The organism is Chryseobacterium defluvii, from assembly GCF_014204415.1.
GTDB classification, from domain to species: Bacteria; Bacteroidota; Bacteroidia; order Flavobacteriales; family Weeksellaceae; genus Chryseobacterium; species Chryseobacterium defluvii_A.
Genome location: NZ_JACHLE010000002.1, coordinates 334,362 through 352,757, shown reverse-complemented (window position 1 = coordinate 352,757; position 18,396 = coordinate 334,362). Strand labels below are relative to the sequence as shown.

The following is an 18,396-nucleotide window of genomic DNA, read 5'->3' as shown; positions in this document are numbered from 1 at the left end:
GGCTTAAGGAATTGAAAAGAGTAACAAAGGATAAAGTAATGATTCTGACATTTGATCCTGATCATCTTGATGACTTCTGGAATGCTCATTATTTTCCTGAGGTCATTGAAGTTGAAAAAGCAAGATACCCTTCAATTGATCGGATTTCCAATGCATTAGGCGGAAAGTGTACGGTGATTCCCATACCGATTCCGATAGATTATAAAGATGTTTTCCAAGAAGCTTTTTATTCAAGGCCCGAGGCTTTTCTGGAAAAAGAGATAAGACAGGCTCAGTCGGCATGGGATTTATTCCTGAAGAACAGCAGGCTGAAATGGTAGAAAGGCTTCGAAAAGATTTGTTATCGGGAAAATGGGATGAAAAATATGGAGATTACAGGACAAAAGAAACATTTACCTGTGCCCTGAGACTAATTGTTTCAAGCATATAAATTAAACTAAAAAAGGAACTTTAAAAAAATAAATGAATTCAATCGTAATCAACGTAGGGAACAGCAATGTCAGATTCGGGCTTTTTGATGATGATAATTGTGATATTTCATGGGTGATCAATACCAAACCCTATAAAACGGCGGATGAACTGTATGTTCAGATGCTCATGCTCTATCAGACCTACAAAGTGGAACCTCAGCAGATCAGTAAAGTGATCATAGGATCTGTGGTTCCCCAACTTACCAAAGTGATGAGCTCGGCCATAAAAAAGATTCACGGCATCCTGCCCGTGATCGTAGACCGAAATACGCAATCCGGGGTACAGGCAAAGTCCAAACAAATGGGGACGGATATCTATGCCAATCTTGTGGCTGCCCACAATTTATATCCGGACAGGAAGAAGATCATTCTGGATTTCGGGACGGCACTTACGGCAAGCTGTGTTGCTGAAACCGGTGAAACATTGGGAGTGATCATTGCTCCGGGTATTGTAACATCTCTTAATTCTTTAATCAGCCAGACCGCCCAGCTTCCGGAAATTGAACTGAAAAAGCCGAAGTCTGTCCTGGGATTAGATACCGTAACCTGTATGCAGAGCGGGATGGTGTATGGCTTTCTGGGAATGGTGGAAGGTTTCATCGACCGGATCAATGATGAGGTTCAGGATGACTGTTTTGTGGTAGCCACAGGCGGGGTTTCTCATATTTACAAACCTCTTACAGAGAAAATACATGTGATGGACAGGCTTCATACTTTGAAAGGCCTCTATTTCTTAGGAAAAGGCTTATAAATGAAAGAATTTCCGCTCATAGAAACCGAAAGACTGATCCTCTCTCAATTGAAAGAAGACGATATCCCTTTTGTTGTAGAGTACCTTCAGGAGAAAGCTTTTTCTGAGCTTACTTCCAATATTCCATATCCCTATACGAAAGATGATGCTGAATTCTGGTTGAGAATTTCTCAGGAAGCTTTTGAAAAGAGATCGGGATATACCTTTGCGATCCGGAATAAGGAAGGTAACATTATAGGAGCGATAGGGCTTCATGACAGGGGAGATGATAAAGCAGAGCTTGGCTATTGGATGGGTAAACCATTCTGGAATAACGGATATGTTACCGAAGCTGCCAATGCAATCGTTAATTTTGGTTTTAAGGTATTGAACTTCAATAAAATTTATGCTACACATTTTCTCCATAATCCATCATCAGGAAGGATCATGCAGAAAATAGGAATGGAGAAGGAGGCCATTTTAAAGCAGCATATTAAGAAAAACGAAGAATATTTTGATGTCCCTTTGTATTCCATCTTCAGGAATAGGGATTAACGCTTTGATCTGAAAAACTCTTTTACGATGGAGGAACATTCATTTTCCATAACACCGGTAACGATTTCAGTTTTGGGATGAAGGGTGAGATGTTTGTTGATAAACCCTCTTTGCTCATCTCTGGCACCTATTACCACTTTTGAGATCTGTGCCCAGGAAAGTGCCCCGGAACACATGACACAAGGCTCCAAAGTAACATATAGGGTGCAATTTTTTAAATATTTACCTCCTAAAAAGTTAGCTGCGGAAGTAATAGCCTGCATTTCGGCATGGGCGGTGACGTCATTTAAGGTTTCCGTGAGGTTATGCGCTCTGGCGATCACACGGTCGTTGGAAATTACGACACAGCCTATGGGAACCTCATCTTTTTCCAATGCGGCTTCTGCTTCCTGAAGAGCCATCTTCATAAAATATTCGTCTGTGAACATTTACTCAATATTCATGGTTAAGGGAAGTCTGAAATGATACCTTATGGGGTTTCCGTTCATTACTGCGGGAGAGAACTTTTCCGGAATGGAATATAAAGCTATTTCTGCCTGCCTGTTGAAAGTGAAATTGTCTCCCAAAGCCTGAACATTTGTAATGCTGCCGTCTTTTTCAACAATAAAACTTACACTGGCTTTTACGGTTTTGATCTCAGAATTAACTCCTTCGGAATAAAATGTTTTGGCAATTTCCTGTCTCAATATATCCATCCCGCCCGGATAATCCGGATAGTCCATTGCCTCATTTTTAATGGAAGAAATTTCCCCAGGATTTTCCTGCTTTATGGTTTTGTTCTTTAATTTGCTGAGGTCTTCAAGATTCTTTACTTTTAATAAAGCTGCAATGAGTGCCACATTTTCAATACTGTCCATTTTTTTCATAAAAAACAGAAAATCCTTTTTAATGGCATCTTTGACAAAAACATCGGTTTCCGCATCAAATTTTTTCTTAAACTCATTACTGAGCATGCTCCGGTGCTGATTATAAAAATTCTTTACAAGTTTGAACTCCTCTTTCTGCTGGGCCGGGCAAAGAGAAGAGAAAAGGCAGAACAGAGAAAGAAATAAAAGTTTCAATGTCGATATATTTATGTAAAAGTAAATAAAAAAAACGAAAGTCGGGTCAATACTTTTACTCCTTCGGATATTGGTTCAACGACTCCTGTAAATGGGCGCGGATATCATCAACTAAACATTTCGGTTCTATGACTGTCACTTCCTTTCCAAAAGAAAGGATCTCCTGCATAAAGTCATAAGTAGGATGAAGAAAAAACTCAAAATAGATCTCCTCAGGTGTTTCTTTAATTCCTTTTTGAGACTGGTGAAGGGGAAAACTTTTAATATATTCTCCCTGATGCCGGCTGCATTTTAGTACAATTTTCTGAGGATTTTGTTCCGCCAGATTCATCACTCCGAAAGCATTCTTAAAATGTTCCCTGAAATTAAAACTATACTTTTCCCTGAATTTATTTTTGCTGACATCCAGGTAATTGATCCTGTCCAGCCCGAAAGATTTGAGTTTCTTATCTTTTGTATCGATGGCGATTAGGTACCATCGGTCCTTAGATTCTTTCAAAGCCAGCGGATTGACCTTACGGGAGGTCATAAGCTTGTTTTTATAATTGTAATGTTCAAAGGCAACCATCCTTTTATTGCGGATGGCAAAGAAAAGATCATAAAAATTCTCAACTCCGGTAGGTTTCCGACTCTCAAAAAATATAAAATCTGAAAAGTCAGGATGAAGATTCATGGCATTACTCACCTGGAAAGACTCCAGTAATTTCTGATTGTATTCATCCACTTCCATGATCGGGCGGCTTTCAATATAATAGCGGTTATCACCCTTCTTTTTATTGTGGATGGAAAGATTAAAAAGATCCGAGATCTCACGGATATCTCTCTGCAAAGTACGGATGGAATAGCTTTTTATATCCGCGTCCTGAAATTCAAAGGAATTTAAGAGATACTCTTCCAATTGGGAATAGGTAGCCGGAGAACTTTCCAGCCTTTTAATAATCAAGGCATATCTTGTGAGATAAAAATCTTTTTTCATTTGTATATTTTGTTGAATAGAACGCCTTTTTCTCTGCGTTTCATGGTTATTTTCTTATACAAAGATAGGGGCTTAATGCGACAAAATATGTCGTGTTTTATTTTTGTGGATAAGTTTTGGGAGGTGTTGTAAATTGTTGAAAAGAAACTTACCAGCTAATAGAGACTTTGACCTACTTTTCCCTCAAACCCGAAAACTTCATCTAAAAATTTCTCTAATTTACTTAGAAAATAGAGGCTGTCTAAAAACAGCCTCTTAAAATATAATAGAAGTAATTATTGTTTAACGATCTTAAATTTTATTCAGTTTTAGATTTTCCAATATTAATTTTCAATGAAAGTTTATACCCCTTATCAATTATTTCTTGCATTTTATTAATTTCTTTTATTGATAAATCAGGACTTAGGATAATTTTATTGTCTTTTAATACAAAAAAATTAGTTAGTTCAGGACAGGTTTCAAAAAAAACGTTATAATCATTAATAACCATATTATCCTCTAATAAATAAAAATTTTTATTTGTAACTTTTCCTTTATTGGCCATAGTTGGAGAGGTATAAACTATTTTCTGCCAAAACAATATATCTTTAACAAGAATGGTCAGCTTTTCTTCTCCGAGAGCTTCAAATGATTTGGTTAAAAAATTAATAGGAATTTCACTATTATTGTAATCAATAAGTTCAGATATTATCTTAAAATTAGTCATAATAATTATTTTAAATATTTAGGATATTCAGTTTTAACATGCTTTTCTATATTCTTTAAAGACTTATACTCAGGCTCTATTCCTATTTTTATTTGCCAATCTCTTTCATGAGAGAAAGCTTTAATCTCTTGTTCCCAATTATTTCCAATGCTTTTTTCAATTTCTTTCAGAGTTTTGCCTTCTTTCAAAAATTTCTTTTTTAATAAATTATCAATAACATGAGAGCCTTCATGAATAATTTCTGTTAAAAATTGTTCAACAGAAGCTGAAGAACGATAAAAAGTTTTGCCATCTAAGGTTGCCGCTCTGGTTCTAAATATAATTTCGTCAGTCAATTCATTATTATAATCATAATCCCTTAACAGCTCATCAAAATCTGCATCATCCAAAAATTCATATTTCATTTTATTATTCTTCAAAAGTTCGGCAACTTCATCACCATGTTTAGTGAATCCTTTTAGAGCTTCTATAATTTCATTTTTAGATAATTTTAATAATGAAAGATCGTTCCATTTATCAATAAATTCCTTATATTTTTTATCAATTTTCTTTGGAAGTTTTCCATTCTTTTTATTTTCAATCTTTTTTTGTATTCTCTGCTGTTTTTCTTTCCATCTTTTCTCCGCAGGTGTCAAAGCATTATCACCTAATTTTCCTCCAAACCTGAAACCCCATCTAAAATTTCTCTAATTTAGAAAAGGAATCTCATCAAAATAAAGAGACTGTCTTATTTTTGAGACAGTCTCGTTTAATTTTTAATGATATTCTTGTGAAACCCATTTATTATGGGTACCTGCTCGCTTCATATTCCTGAATATAATGATCTAAACTCCTAGATGTTCCAAATTCTATTATTTTTCCCATTTTATTTTCAACTAAAAACGGGGCATTACCTATAAGCTTATATTTCCAATCTTTTGTTTCATAATAAATTTTTGAATGGTATATGAAATATATCCCATAGTTTTTTTTTATCATAAGTTCTTTTGGAATTATAAGTTCTCTTCCAATTTCTTTTTCAAAAGTTTTTATATAATCAATAGCAATATTTATTAATTCTTTTTCTGAAAGCATAATTAATTTTTTTTAGTTTTTAATAATTTATATGATTTGTATTCTTTCTTGAAATATTCTTCAGTAACAAATTTCTGAGAGAAGGATTGAGCGTCTTTATACATTATGCCTTTTTTTGTCATAAAAACATTCAAAACATGATCATAATCGTTTGGCCCCCTTTCACATAACAAAATTCCTCTCTCTCCTATTTTAAAATAGTTAGAATTATTAATTGTTTCTAATTTTACTGTAAGAAAATGACCTCCGTATTTATCCATTAATATAGGAACTTCTTGAGCTTTTGAAACTTTTGCAACCGAAATTTTGCCTGTTCTTAAAAAATCTTCTACCATTTGTACTACATTTACACAATTTCTATCTGAAATTTGAACAATTTTTCCATCAACAATATGATGATTAAAATAAATCATAGCTTCATCTAAATGTTCTAACGCTTTTTCCGGTTTTATTTTTGAAAGTTTCTTTAATCCTTCTTCAAACTCCTTTACGGTCATCTGAGCATTAATGCCAGTATCAAGATTGTCAGCCATTCCGGCTTTTTTGCCCTTTCTCTTCCTCTCCAGTTTCTCCTGAATCTTCCTCTGCTTATCTTTCCATCTTTTCTCCGCAGGTGTCAAAGCATTATCACTTACTTTTCCTCCAAACCCGAAAACTTCATCTAAAAATTTCTCTAATTTAGAAAAAATTTCCTGTCTTCCTTTTTTAAATTCACGGAGGATCATTTGAAAAAATTCCAAAATTCTTGTTAGGAAATCGGCGGTTTTGGTAATGGCTTTAGAGATCTTTTCCAGCGGTTTCAGCATAAAGCTTTCCACGGTTTTTGCCAGTCTTGCTACAGCGGCGGTACCTCCTGTAAGGAGTGTTTCCACAATGATGTCTACAATAATCCCGATGATGTAGCCATAGTAATAGCCTGCTTTTTCCAGTGTAAATTCAGGCATCACCTCGTTGATCCATTTTACCAGGCGGGCGGCTGTTTTCATCTGGAATGTAATGCACTGGTAAAAGAAGCCGGCAAAATCAAACTTCATGATTCCTTCCGTAAGGTCTTCCATAAGCTCCAAAAACATTTCCCCATATTCCACTTTACGGTCTTTTATTTTATCCATCGCGGCTACGGCTTTAAAAATGAAACCGATGATGGAGAAAATTCCTGCAATAATATCTATAAAACTGTTGTAAATGCCACAAAGAAAGGCATTGGCGATCTGATGGCTCCTGTACATGATATGCTGCAGGCCGGTAAGCGGGTCTGCCAGAAACTTTTCCATTGTATCAATCTGGCGGAAAAACAGGTTTAAAGACTGCTTCAATTTTTTATGAATAAAAGCCGGGAAAAAATTTTCTGCAGTATTCAGCAGGTTGTTAAAATAGGTTTTAGCAGCATTTATTCTTTTGAACAACGTCTGGACGATCTTTGTATTGATCTTTTTCTGCCCTTCCAGGTTTTCATAAGGGTTTTTAGAAAAGCTGTGCTCATAATACTTTTTAAGCTCCCTGTGAAGCATTTCCGGAATAAAAGCAGGATCATACTCACCTTCTTTAGGGTGGGGATTCCAGCCGTTTTCAAAAATTCTCAGTTCCGAAATGTTGTCTGCAAGGTCTTTCATAAAAAAATCGGCGGCTCCTTGCAGCAATTCCTGTTTGAAAAAATCGAATATTTTTGCAATGCTGGCATCCTTTAATCCCAAGAACTGGCTGATAAGGCTTACTTTATTTCTATAGATTCCTTTTTCTATAAGGTTTTTGAGCACTTTAGGCTCTACAGCCACTTCATGTTTTCTTGTGAAAGTAAGGATATCTGCAAAAGGCATATCTTTTTTCTGCGTAAGGCTGGCACCTGCCACGGCACGCATGACGGTATGGTGATTATAGCGGTCATCTATTTCTAAGAAAAGAATTAACTGATTGCTTTCAGGGAGTGCTTCCAGATAACGCTGCAGCAGAAATGCCCCGCTTTTACTTGCAAAAAGAACGACATCTATTCCATTAATAACCTGTCTGAACCGGGTTTTATAGATGACCACTTCTTCAATATCTCCTTCCAGCTTAGGGTCGTCCGAATAAATCTTGTATCCGTTTCCTTCTGCTACAGGTTTTCCGTCATAATACATATTGGCAATTTGTTTTGCCGTAAGCTGTTTAAACTCTGCAGGTGGTTTCAGGACGGGAAAAGATGAGCCGGAAAGATTCTGATCATTATTTCCTGAAAGGGGACCTGTATAGCTTCCCATTAAAGGATTGTTTAATATTTCTAAACTCATTTTGTGATTTTTAAATTGAATTAAAAGGCAGAGTTTTCAGGCTCTGCCTTAATTAATATTATATACTCTCATATAGTATGAAAGCTTATCCTGTTGGTTTTCCAATAACCAGGATTTTATATTTCACTACTTACATTGGACTGCTTTTCTTTATCTGCTACGGCAATCAAAAACTTCTTATTAGAATAATTTGTTATCGTCGAAATATCGAAAGACCAAATCTTTTTAAATTCAGGATTAGAGTTGACCCCAGTTAGTCCTCCAAAAGAGGCGTGTAGTGTGGTGTCATAATAGGCAAGCCATGCAATACAATCTTTGTTGGTCTCAAAAGAAATCGTATTTCCACTTCTTACAATATTAGAAATGACAGGTCTGGATAGGTCAATATAATCAGCCGATTCAGCTTCCGTTAATTCGGCACAAAATACTCCCCAGGCCAAATTCCTGAAAGGAATCTGTATGGTATATTTATTATTCCCTAATGAGTAGACCGTTCCGGGAGTGGCTTTAATATTCTTACCTTCCAGAAATGTACCTGTTAAGTCAATTTCAACAGAAAGAAAAGCATTTTTAAACCATTCTGTATTTAGTGCTTCCGGAATCCCGGATGTAAAAAGAGATTTATATTTATCCTTTTTATTGGCAACAATAAGTATTTTGTTATCCTGTACCTTTGCAGATATTTTATCCGCAATCTCCCTTACAAAAAGGTACTGCAACATTTCTCCATAGGACCACCGCCATATATCGCCGGAATTTGGCAATTCGTCTATAGACTTCAGATAATTATCAAAATTTATTCTTCCTGTAGTATCATTGCTGTACTGATTACGATGAATAAAATCATTCACGGCACCACCTGTATTCACAGCCTCTGCCATCTCTTCTTTTGCATATTCAAGTACCTCAGCCCATGTTCCGAAGCCTAAGTTTGAAGCCATATCTTTAACACGACTTGAATTTCTCTGATTAATACGACTTGATCTTGATGTAATCTGTTGAGGACTTCCCAGGTAAATACCATTATTGTTCCGCCCGAAATCGTCCTGCCATTCCTGAGTCAGATTTGTCTGTAATAAATCAGAATTCCGTCCTCCTAAAAAATAAGGCATGAAAAGTAATGATCCTCCGTTTTGTCCGTTTCTGTATGAAAAGGAAACAGGCTTTTTTCCGGTAAGTTCCTCAAACCATTGAATTAAATATTCAGTGAGACCTTTAAATTCACTCAGATTGGTAGTACCTGCTATTCCGGTTGAGAAATTGTAGCCGTATGATCCGTTAGAAATATCGAAAAGCTCTTGTCCGTGATTAGGGGCCCGGGTAGCCTTTGGCTGCCCAATTTGAGCATTTGCAAAAATCGAAGCTCCGGCAGATGTCCATGCAGTACCATAATAATCAGGAATTATCTCTATTGTTCCTGAAACAGGATTTTTCCATCTATCTGTGGGGAAATAAATATCATAATCACAAATACCTTCTTTTAATCCTCTCACCGTTACTGTCTGATCATATGGATTAATAAATGTGGTCATTCTGATATTATGTTTCATAGCAATAATGAACATTAAATATTCATTCGGATACATGTGAGTGTCTGAATTCTGAACGAATGCTGCTTTCTTTCCATACGGATAATTACAAACCCTGGCGTTCAATTCGTTATTTGCAAAATGAAAAATATCCATAATTATAATTTTACTTTTAAAATACCTCCATTAACTACATCTAGCCAGATCTGACCCACTTGTGCATTACTAACATTTGTAGGAATATCCGTCAAAAACAAGGCTGGAGTCTTAACTTCAGCGAATTCCACAGAATCATAGGTATTTAATGGCTGGTTATTCATATTGGTGTCATGAAGTAATCCGGGATGCAGTATTATTCCTCCAGCTCCGATTAATTTAACTCCGAGCTTTTCTGTCTGAGCAGTTCCAGTCATTGTAAATGAGGTAGCAGTAGTATCCTGATAATACCAGGTATAGCCGGAGGCTGTTGAGCCATTTAATTTTCTTAATCTTGCTAAAAGAGAACCATTGTTTATTCTTAATGCTAAAACTTCATTAGGAAGAAATGTTTTCATCTGATCAGGCAGATTAATAATATTATCACCCACAGTTACGGCCTGTATAAAGTTAAATACCCGGGTAACTGTATTGCCGGAAATAGACATTTTCTCAATATTTAAATTTCCGGCCGTACTAATTTCAATTTGTAATTGATTTACAGATTTTGTTGTGCTTAAATCCCCAAAAATTATCGGATAACATCTGCTAGATACCCCCGTTAGCATATCATTTATACAATTTATGGGGTTGGATTCTAAAAAATTGTTTGCAGGAACATTTTCTTCCCATCCAAAATAGGCATCATTAAGAATTTTTGCCGAAAGAGATCTTTGGTTGTCATCAGGGTCATAAGAAACTGCAAGGCCTGGACTTCCGGCTTTTTCGATCCATACTGAAGACTGTCCGGGAATATTAGCTGATGTGGCAGCTGCATTTGATTCATAAATTTTCTGATTATGGAAGACCTGTTTTCCGGATGGATAAGACTGGGCAGACCATGTTTCAATTTTCGTTGAAGGAAGCGTCACTAAATCTAGTTTTGAAATTCCATTGGATACAGATATGGTAACCAGTTTATCGTTTAAATGATCTGCTGTTACTACAATTGCATTATTAGATGCATCCTTAAAATTAGTGTATGTACCTGCAGTATCGACTTCCCATTTCTCATACAATCCGTTTGGATAGGTTGTAGCATTATATGGCGTTGGATTGCTTGCAGGATTTGCTTTTCCTTTTATTGCTGTTGCCTGAACTTTTGCAATTTTCTCATCAACCTGTTGCTTGGTATCTACATTCCCGGTCAAACCTAAGTCCGGCTTATCAATGGTTGCAGCATTTACGGCAGGGGTTTGTATAACGACTGGAGTTCTTGCGTCTCCGTTCTTATCAATAGCATAGTCTGTATAAGTAGCTGTACCGGGTACAGCTACTTGGTAAAGTACATTAGTTTCCCTTTCTTCTTGAGGGGGCAATGCATTTACCCGTATAATTTTTCCTATATTGGACATATTGATTTAATTTTTTTGTTGATTATTTTAATTATTAATTCACTGCGGGATCCCAATCTCCGGATATCAGCTGTTCTGATGAATTGGCAGGCTGAACTCCTAAAAGGCTCTCTGTTTTTTCAAAATTGAACTTATCTTCAGTAATGACTTCTGAAGGAACCTCGAAATCATCCGGATCTTCAGTAGTAAACGGTAAAGCATGTGCTACTTTCAACCCAATACTTTCAGCCTGAAGAATATTTAGAATAGTAGGAAGCCTTGTTAACCATGCTTTTCCCTGTTTTATTCCTTTAGGTTCTTGCATTTCATCCACAATAGAAAGGTAAAGCTCATCACCAATTACGGGAACCTCGCCTCCGTTCCAGATCTTGCCTGTTGCCAGATAGAATTGTACGGCATTCTCAAAGCCCGGGCGTACGGTTACAATTACTCTTGCCATACCACTTTGTAAGAATGCTCGGAATAAAGGGTCCGTATTTTCTGCCTGATAAAGATCCAGCCAGTTTTGTTTGTTCCCCCAGTAAAAAGGATATAAGTAATAAGAAAGGTTTTCCCATTCAAAAGCCTGTTCCATAAACTTCACAAAAGCCGTGTACTTATCTAACCTAGCTGTAAGGTCTGTTTCATGATCCTTAAATGTGCTTCCCGTCGTAAGACCGGCCAATCCATATCCGTGTGTAGCGTCTGCTGTTCTGTCTGCCATATAGGAAATACAGTTTTTACGAAGTACAGTATTCTCAATTTGTCTGTAGAAATTAGGATTTGAGTCTTTGATGGTTCCTGCCTTAGCTAACTCTTCTGCTAATTTGTTATTATATTCCACCAGGGCTTCTTCATAAGCTCCAATAATAGCATTAAAAGTGTCTTGCTGCCATTTTTTCCTATACTCGTTCTGTAATTTACATTTGATATTTACGGTAGCATGGAAGAAATGGGCATCAGTTGTTGCAATGGTAATGGGCACATCTTTAACGAAACCTGACAATGCGTTCTCACCGTCTGTAAGTGACAGGTCTCCTGCTAATAACAGGGCATTATTCCCAAAACCATTATTTCCCCCTGCAAAGGCAGTATGGCTTTTTACACTGCAGGAAATTGTGGTATAATTTTCAGGGATCATTACAGAATCAGATTTGGAAGATGCTGTTTTGGATTCTGCGGAGGAATAATCAAGCGATTTACCCACAACAATGATTTCCGGGAGCATTTCTTCAACTTGGACGTTGTATTTGGCAAGCCAGTATTTTAGAACTGTTTCAGTAACCAGATAAGAATAGTCTTTCATCGGAAATGCAGTAGAGACTCTCGGATCTTCAGGCTTTACAAGAGTGCTCTGAGCAGCAGTCTTATCTGATATCATCCCCAAAGTATGAAGCTTTGCAGGTTCAGGAACCATGAACTCAAACATCATGCGTTTGCCATAGTTGTAGATCTGGTTTTTCATCAGTTTATCCACCCATCTGTAAACACCTACGACATGCTTGTCTCCTTTTCTGTTATCAAAACCATGGGAGTTGTTTTCTTCAAATTCTTCGATGATCTTTTCAATCCTTTCTTCATGAACTTTATTGACAATTCTGTCCATTGCTCTTGAGGTAACATCCTGAGCCTGCGTAGTAGCCTGTCTGGTACTTTCCTCTTTGGACTGATGATGTGCATAATTGGCTCCCAAGCCAATATTATATGTGTTTTTACCTGCTGTTCCCAATGATGCACTAAAGTTTGCATAAGCATTTACATCTGTCGCTTCCTGGATCATTTTAGCGATCTCGGTCTGCATTTCAAATCGGTTGGCAGTAGTGGTGTCAGAAAGCTGTTCTCTTTCGGTGTCAGAAGAAATTGTAGTTGTATTTTCGCTTCTTCTCAGCTTCCTGGTAGATTTTTCACGGTACTCTCTGGCCATGATATTTTCGATGTGGGCCACCTCACCTTCTACATAAGCGTGGGTGCTTTGGTCTACTTTCAAATAATCTGCAATACCGATTTGTTTGAAACCGAAACCTGAAGGAATAAACACTTCTTCATCTATCGTTTCGCCGGGATTGCCGGGGTTACTTGTTCCTGTCAGCTCAAAATATCCGGATAAGCATGTCGCTAAAGTAATTCCGGGTATTACAAAATGGGTGGTTTTCCCATTGGTAAATGTAATATCAAACTCAAAATCACGGTTCAGGTTAAGAAGCATTGATCCTGCTGTAGAGGCACTTGCCAGAAGATCAGATAAGTAAATGACATTCCCGCTTCTGGATTTGGTAAAATAAGAATGTGTTGAGGTCACAATTTGATTATTGGCCCCATACTCTTTGTGTATAAGAGTTATTCCCGCTACATCCCATGAACTATCGGGAACAGTCATAGACAGGGAAAATGTATTGAATCTGCCACCCGTTTTTTGAGGACAAAGCTGATAGGAATAGGGCTCAGAATTTTCTCTGGAAGCAGGAAGAATAATTCCTCCGATGCTGGTGTAAACCTCGTTATTACTGTCCGTGTTTTCTACAATTGCCGTATTCAGCTTTTCTACTGATTCATTGATTAAAGCGGTAAATTCTGAGAAGGTATTGATGCCTTCCAATAAAGAGTTGATTTGGATAATATCTGACTCTGTAGGCCTTTCCGGAGAAAATTCTTCATAAAACTCAAATCCTAAAAGATCAAGCGCAGCCTCTAAATTATCAGGCTTTAATGCTGTAGTTAAAGATTCCCCGGAAACTTCTTCACGGAACTCAAAATTAAATTTCGGAAGTACAGGGTAAGGCACTTCTTTGGGTTGTCTGCACGGGTCTTTCGGATCGTATTCCTGATCAGAAGGCCTCACTCCACAATATTCGTCCTTAGCGGCCGCTACTGCTTCATTGTATTCTGCAATAACAGGTGCAATTTCTGCCTGATAAGCTTCTTCCTGAACCACGAGAGCGGATTGATATTCTTTATTATATTGTTTTTCTGCAGATGAAAGGTTTTTCTTTAAGGCATCATACCTTTTCAGTATCACTCTTGCTAAAGAAACCTGCTGCTGTTTTTTCATCCCTTCTGTCGGGAATGTTTCTTTGGGAGGTTCCTCACTCATTTTGGATGCAGATGAAGCTGGAAGGGTTTCATCATCAAGCATAAGCTCTTTCGGTAATACTATTCTGGCATTCAATAAGTCTTGCGCCCCTTCTTCGGGACTGGTAGGATTCTGAAGTACATGTATGGCCAGAATCATCTGCATGATCGCTTCTTTGATGTAAAAATCCTTTTGGGTAACTACCTGGTAAATTAGATTGTTCCATAAGTTGACAGTATCGGGATACGTGATATTACCTGATGCCTGTACAGCATCTCTTTTACTAACAAATTCCTCATAAGTACAGGTGTTTTTGTTTTGGGCTAGCCAGATAGCAAAATTATAAACAAGGGTATAGGTACTTTTAAAAGAATTCAGGTTATTGGCCGGATTGTCTTTTGAAATGCATTCCGGTAAAGCCGCATAGGCTGCAGCCTGTTCCTGGAGAAGCCTTCTTTTTGAACCCGTTCCTGTTGTAACAGGAATATAGAAACCATCATCATTCTTAAGTTCCTGAGGAATAAAAATAAATCTCCTGTTCTGATCTTTTTCATCAGATAATTGCGGGCTTCTTAAACTTACAAATCTGAATAAGGTTTGTGTAGGTGTGTTTTCTGCCGGTGGAGTTCCGGCTCCGTTTTGAATATCGGTCATTTCTGTAATTTTATTTGATTTTATAAATAGGTTAGAATTTTGAAGACTCTTTTTATTAGAGTATCTTCAGGTTTTGCCGTATTTTTTAGGTGGTCTCCGGCAAAGGATATCCACCTTACTTTTTGATCGGGATTTTCATTTTTGATGTGTTTTTACAGGTTAGTAAGCAGGGTTCCGTCCGCCCGGCATTTTATGAATGAAGGCCTTGAAGGCTTTGGTAAGTTTTAATAGTTGCTCTTCCGTGTTTTTATATTCCAAATACTCATAGAAAGGCGGAACCCGGCTTTTTAAAAATATTACATGATCTCTTCTTCGGAAAGACGATCTGCAAGATCTTCTCTGAAGAAGTTTTCAATTTCATTAAGATAGTTTTCATAATCTATCTCTGCATTTTCGATATCACTCCATTCAATGGTATAGAGATCTTCATCGAAAAGTATATCTGTGTTGTGATCAGGTGTTTCCATATTTTTTGTGTTTAAAGATTTATTTAATTTTGAACATATTTCAGGCTGTTCAGCATGTATAAATGTTGAATTCAAAAATTCTTTTAAGTTTTAAATGATTGTTTTCTGTGTTTTTATTTCTACTTCAAATGTAGAAGCGAGAAGCGACAAAACCTGACGCATTAAATAATTTTTCTGAAAAATAAATTATAAGTTAATTCGATAATATTGTATAGTTATAAGCAAAAAAGCTTATATTTTATTTTTGATCAGTTTCTGAACAATTTGATTTAATGTTTCCCTGTTGTCATCAATATAGCTCAGCCCAGCTTGAATCAGATTCTCTATATTGGACCTTTTAACATTATCCATAGCGGGAGAAGCGTTTTTTAAGGAAGGATTGATCCGATAGTAATTTTTCTGATTCCTCAGTCCCAAAGTCCGGAACATCTGGCCAAGCTGATAGTCTACGGTTTCCGCATTGGCAGACATCAGGATATCGATGATCGGATTTACCCAGCCGATTTTCCCAGCTTTCTCTAATTTTTTGAAAGAGTAGCTTCTGGATTCGAATCCTGTTCCTATAGAAACAATAATCATATCATTGACGCCCGGATAATTGGGTTTCAGGTGGTTTTTCAGTACTTCCGCAAAAGGAGTCTTCCTGGCTTCAGCATAGGCACAGAGTGCAGGATTGTTAGCAAACATTCCGCCATCGATCAAACTGAAAAGCTGTCCGTACATAGATCTGATCTGTACCGGGCTGAAATAGGTAGGCGCTGCAGAAGTGGCCCTGCAGATATCTTTTACATAAAAATTGTCATTGCTCAGCTGGGCTTTCCAGGAATTGAAAAGCTTGGCTCTTCTGTTTTCAATATCATAGCTTGTTATTAAGCAGGGCTTTATTAATTCTTTTAATTCTAAATTTCCAAAAAAGTCAGTCAGGTTTTGCTCAAGTGCTTCCTGGGAGATCCTTTCATTCAGTAATCCAAACGGATTGATGAGTTTTTCCCAAAAAGACACCTGAAATATATCGCCACCTTTTTCAGCATATAATTCCAATCCTTTCTGGATAGAATATTTTGCTTTCCGATATTCATCAGGACACAGAACAATGGAAGCAATCAACCCTCCCGTACTGCTTCCCGCCACCAGATCAAAATAATCTCCCAGCTTTGCACCGGGCTTATCATGATGCTGGAGTTGCTCTTCTATATAGCGTAAAATAATACAGGTAATAATCCCCCTTATTCCGCCACCGTCTAAAGAAAGAATGGTTGTCTTTTTCATGATGCTTTTTAATTGGTTTGCAGAAAAAACCGGACATTAGAGATGAATAAACCAAAAATTTTCTTTAAGAAAATTGATGATTTTTTTGTATTTAAATCTCACTGTTTTCCGGTGTTTTCCTGTAAAGCAAAGGTAGGTGGGGGAAGCGACAGAACTTGTCGTATTATATATTTTTTGAGAATAAAATGTTCCTCTAAAAAGAGCTGACCGATTTGGCCAGCTCTTAAAATTATCTTCCGTTTTTTGCCAGAAATTCCTTAAACTCTTTTAAGAATTTTATAAACTTTTCTGTAGGCCATTCAAAATCTTCAGTTTCCTGTTTTCTGTTCATCAAATCAAAAAAAGCTGCTCCTTTTTTATCGATCATAATTCCGAGATGCCCACCCTCAACCTGATATTGTATATGATCATCATCTTCTAAAGCATTGATCACATCAATTAAATTCTGAACTTCGCCTGATGTCCAGGCCCAAGATTCGATTTGTTCAAGAGCCATTATTGATTTATCAGTAACTTCAACACCATACTGCCAAAGGGGTTCAATATTAGGTGCACTATAACTGTTTTTCCTAAATTTATAACTCATATTATTTATGTACCCTTACTTGAGACTAACTGTTTTCTTCCACAAGCTGTTTGAAGTCTTGTAAAAATTGAATAAACTCGTTGTGATTTAGGGTCAAATCTTGTTTTTCAGATTTTTGTCCGGCTCGTTGTGCCATTAAATCTATAAAGAAAACACCATATTTGTTACTGCGGAAAAAAACATCTTCATTTTGCCAGTCAAAAGACTCATCAGGCTCTTTGTTTTTGCTTTTTTCTACACCCTCTATTAGATTTTGGATTTTTGCGGGTGTCCAATCATGTGATGTAAAATTAGTCATAACATCAATATCACTTTCTATCGAAAAATATTTAGTTTCTGTTATTTCGGCTACAATAATCTTGAAATTTGTTTTCATTTTTATAAAATTGGGTGTGAATTAATAATTTCATTATTTAAGATTTCTATTCTGACCTTTATTCCATTTGTGGATAACCCTTCAAACTGTTGAATTCCATTATTTTTAATAATTGTAGGTGATAATCCTTTCGCTACAGTACTTTCATATACGTAAGCTATCTCCTCTTGTATTCTTTTTATATCCCAATTTTTGGAAAAAGTTGAAGTATTTTGCTTGGGACTAGTTTGATTATTATACCTAATTTCTACATTAGTCTTGAAAGAACCATCATTAGTTTTAATTCATGAAAAATTTTATACCTGATATAGCTCTTATTGTTTTGTTATATTTTTTGGATACATATATCATTATCTAACATAAATATAAAAATATTATAAAAAAGAGCCGGTAAAGAACCGGCTCTTAAAAAAATTATCTTCCATTTTTAATTAGAAAATCTTTAAACTCTTTTAAGAATTTTATAAACTTTTCTGTAGGCCATTCAAAATCTTCAGTTTCCTGTTCTCTGTTCATTAAGTCAAAAAAAGCGGCTCCTTTTTTATCGATTATAATTCCAAGATGTCCACCTTCAACCTGATATTGTATATGACCATCATCTTCTAAAGCATTGATCTCATCAATTAAATTCTGAACTTCGTCTGACGTCCATTCATGCGAATTAATTTGAAATAATGCAATTTCTTTATCTTGAAGAGAATAATAATCAACGCCATAATCGTAATCTCTGTCATTTTCATTTTCGCTTTCTGGTGAAATATTGTATTTTTTAAATTTATAACTCATATTGTTTATATCTCCTTACTTGAAATTAACTGTTTTCTTCTACAAACTGTTTGAAGTCTTGTAAAAATTTAATAAACTCATCGTGATTTAGGGTCAAATCTTGTTTTTCAGATTTTTGTCCGGCTCGTTGTGCCATTAAATCTATAAAGAAAACACCATATTTGTTACTGCGGAAAAAAACATCTTCATTTTGCCAGTCAAAAGACTCATCAGAATCTTTTAATTTACTGTTTTTTACACCATCTATCATATTTTGTATTTTAGCTGATGTCCAACCCGAATTGGTAAAGT

General features: G+C 36.3%; 19 protein-coding genes. 3 read left to right on the top strand and 16 right to left on the bottom strand.

Annotated elements, in window-relative coordinates; genetic code table 11:
• The first annotated feature begins 11 nt into the window (after nucleotides 1-11).
• From HNP38_RS17965 to HNP38_RS10005, 3 genes are all read left to right on the top strand, one after another.
• Entirely contained in the window at nucleotides 12-320 is a 309-nt protein-coding gene (locus tag HNP38_RS17965) for a hypothetical protein (protein WP_228461028.1), read from the top strand.
• 142 nt (nucleotides 321-462) lie between these two features.
• A complete protein-coding gene (locus tag HNP38_RS10010; RefSeq protein ID WP_184188668.1) occupies nucleotides 463-1,221 on the top strand; it encodes a type III pantothenate kinase in 759 nt (252 codons plus the stop codon).
• Nucleotides 1,222-1,755 (top strand): GNAT family N-acetyltransferase, encoded by a 534-nt coding sequence (locus HNP38_RS10005; protein ID WP_184188665.1) that lies wholly within the window; start codon nucleotides 1,222-1,224, stop codon nucleotides 1,753-1,755. It abuts the gene before it with no gap.
• On the opposite strand, the gene HNP38_RS10000 is transcribed toward HNP38_RS10005, so the two are convergent.
• The 16 genes from HNP38_RS10000 to HNP38_RS09920 form a co-directional block, all read right to left on the bottom strand.
• Nucleotides 1,752-2,183 (bottom strand): nucleoside deaminase, encoded by a 432-nt coding sequence (locus HNP38_RS10000; protein WP_184188662.1) that lies wholly within the window; start codon nucleotides 2,181-2,183, stop codon nucleotides 1,752-1,754. The two genes, HNP38_RS10005 and HNP38_RS10000, sit on opposite strands and share 4 nt — an antisense overlap.
• Nucleotides 2,184-2,816, bottom strand: a complete 633-nt coding sequence (locus HNP38_RS09995; RefSeq protein ID WP_228461027.1) for an energy transducer TonB — start codon at nucleotides 2,814-2,816, stop codon at nucleotides 2,184-2,186.
• Nucleotides 2,817-2,871: 55 nt separating this feature from the next.
• Entirely contained in the window at nucleotides 2,872-3,792 is a 921-nt protein-coding gene (locus tag HNP38_RS09990) for a helix-turn-helix transcriptional regulator (RefSeq protein ID WP_184188659.1), read from the bottom strand.
• A 298-nt stretch (nucleotides 3,793-4,090) separates the two neighbouring features.
• On the bottom strand, nucleotides 4,091-4,498 hold the full coding sequence (locus HNP38_RS09985) for a hypothetical protein (protein ID WP_184188656.1): 408 nt from the start codon (nucleotides 4,496-4,498) through the stop codon (nucleotides 4,091-4,093).
• A 5-nt stretch (nucleotides 4,499-4,503) separates the two neighbouring features.
• Entirely contained in the window at nucleotides 4,504-5,133 is a 630-nt protein-coding gene (locus tag HNP38_RS09980) for a hypothetical protein (protein ID WP_184188653.1), read from the bottom strand.
• 148 nt (nucleotides 5,134-5,281) lie between these two features.
• Nucleotides 5,282-5,572 carry a hypothetical protein gene (locus HNP38_RS09975; protein WP_184188650.1) on the bottom strand — a complete coding sequence of 97 codons (291 nt, stop codon included), beginning with the start codon at nucleotides 5,570-5,572 and terminating at the stop codon, nucleotides 5,282-5,284.
• A 2-nt stretch (nucleotides 5,573-5,574) separates the two neighbouring features.
• Nucleotides 5,575-7,839: a hypothetical protein gene (locus HNP38_RS09970; RefSeq protein WP_184188647.1), complete on the bottom strand. Its 2,265-nt coding sequence runs from the start codon at nucleotides 7,837-7,839 to the stop codon at nucleotides 5,575-5,577.
• 116 nt (nucleotides 7,840-7,955) lie between these two features.
• On the bottom strand, nucleotides 7,956-9,524 hold the full coding sequence (locus HNP38_RS09965; protein WP_184188645.1) for a hypothetical protein: 1,569 nt from the start codon (nucleotides 9,522-9,524) through the stop codon (nucleotides 7,956-7,958).
• A gap of 2 nt (nucleotides 9,525-9,526) precedes the next feature.
• The gene (locus HNP38_RS09960; protein WP_184188642.1) at nucleotides 9,527-10,918 is read right to left on the bottom strand and encodes a hypothetical protein; all 1,392 of its coding nucleotides are present in this window, start codon (nucleotides 10,916-10,918) and stop codon (nucleotides 9,527-9,529) included.
• Nucleotides 10,919-10,952: 34 nt separating this feature from the next.
• Nucleotides 10,953-14,621 (bottom strand): hypothetical protein, encoded by a 3,669-nt coding sequence (locus HNP38_RS09955; protein WP_184188639.1) that lies wholly within the window; start codon nucleotides 14,619-14,621, stop codon nucleotides 10,953-10,955.
• Between the two features lie 296 nt (nucleotides 14,622-14,917).
• Nucleotides 14,918-15,088 (bottom strand): hypothetical protein, encoded by a 171-nt coding sequence (locus HNP38_RS09950; protein ID WP_184188635.1) that lies wholly within the window; start codon nucleotides 15,086-15,088, stop codon nucleotides 14,918-14,920.
• A gap of 231 nt (nucleotides 15,089-15,319) precedes the next feature.
• Nucleotides 15,320-16,357 (bottom strand): patatin-like phospholipase family protein, encoded by a 1,038-nt coding sequence (locus tag HNP38_RS09945; protein ID WP_184188632.1) that lies wholly within the window; start codon nucleotides 16,355-16,357, stop codon nucleotides 15,320-15,322.
• A 229-nt stretch (nucleotides 16,358-16,586) separates the two neighbouring features.
• A complete protein-coding gene (locus tag HNP38_RS09940; protein WP_184188629.1) occupies nucleotides 16,587-16,943 on the bottom strand; it encodes a hypothetical protein in 357 nt (118 codons plus the stop codon).
• A gap of 25 nt (nucleotides 16,944-16,968) precedes the next feature.
• Nucleotides 16,969-17,319 carry a hypothetical protein gene (locus HNP38_RS09935; RefSeq protein WP_184188626.1) on the bottom strand — a complete coding sequence of 117 codons (351 nt, stop codon included), beginning with the start codon at nucleotides 17,317-17,319 and terminating at the stop codon, nucleotides 16,969-16,971.
• Nucleotides 17,320-17,733: 414 nt separating this feature from the next.
• Nucleotides 17,734-18,105 carry a hypothetical protein gene (locus HNP38_RS09925; protein ID WP_184188623.1) on the bottom strand — a complete coding sequence of 124 codons (372 nt, stop codon included), beginning with the start codon at nucleotides 18,103-18,105 and terminating at the stop codon, nucleotides 17,734-17,736.
• 25 nt (nucleotides 18,106-18,130) lie between these two features.
• Nucleotides 18,131-18,355, bottom strand: coding sequence for a hypothetical protein (locus tag HNP38_RS09920; protein WP_184188620.1), 225 nt, complete (start codon nucleotides 18,353-18,355; stop codon nucleotides 18,131-18,133).
• Nucleotides 18,356-18,396 lie beyond the last annotated feature (41 nt).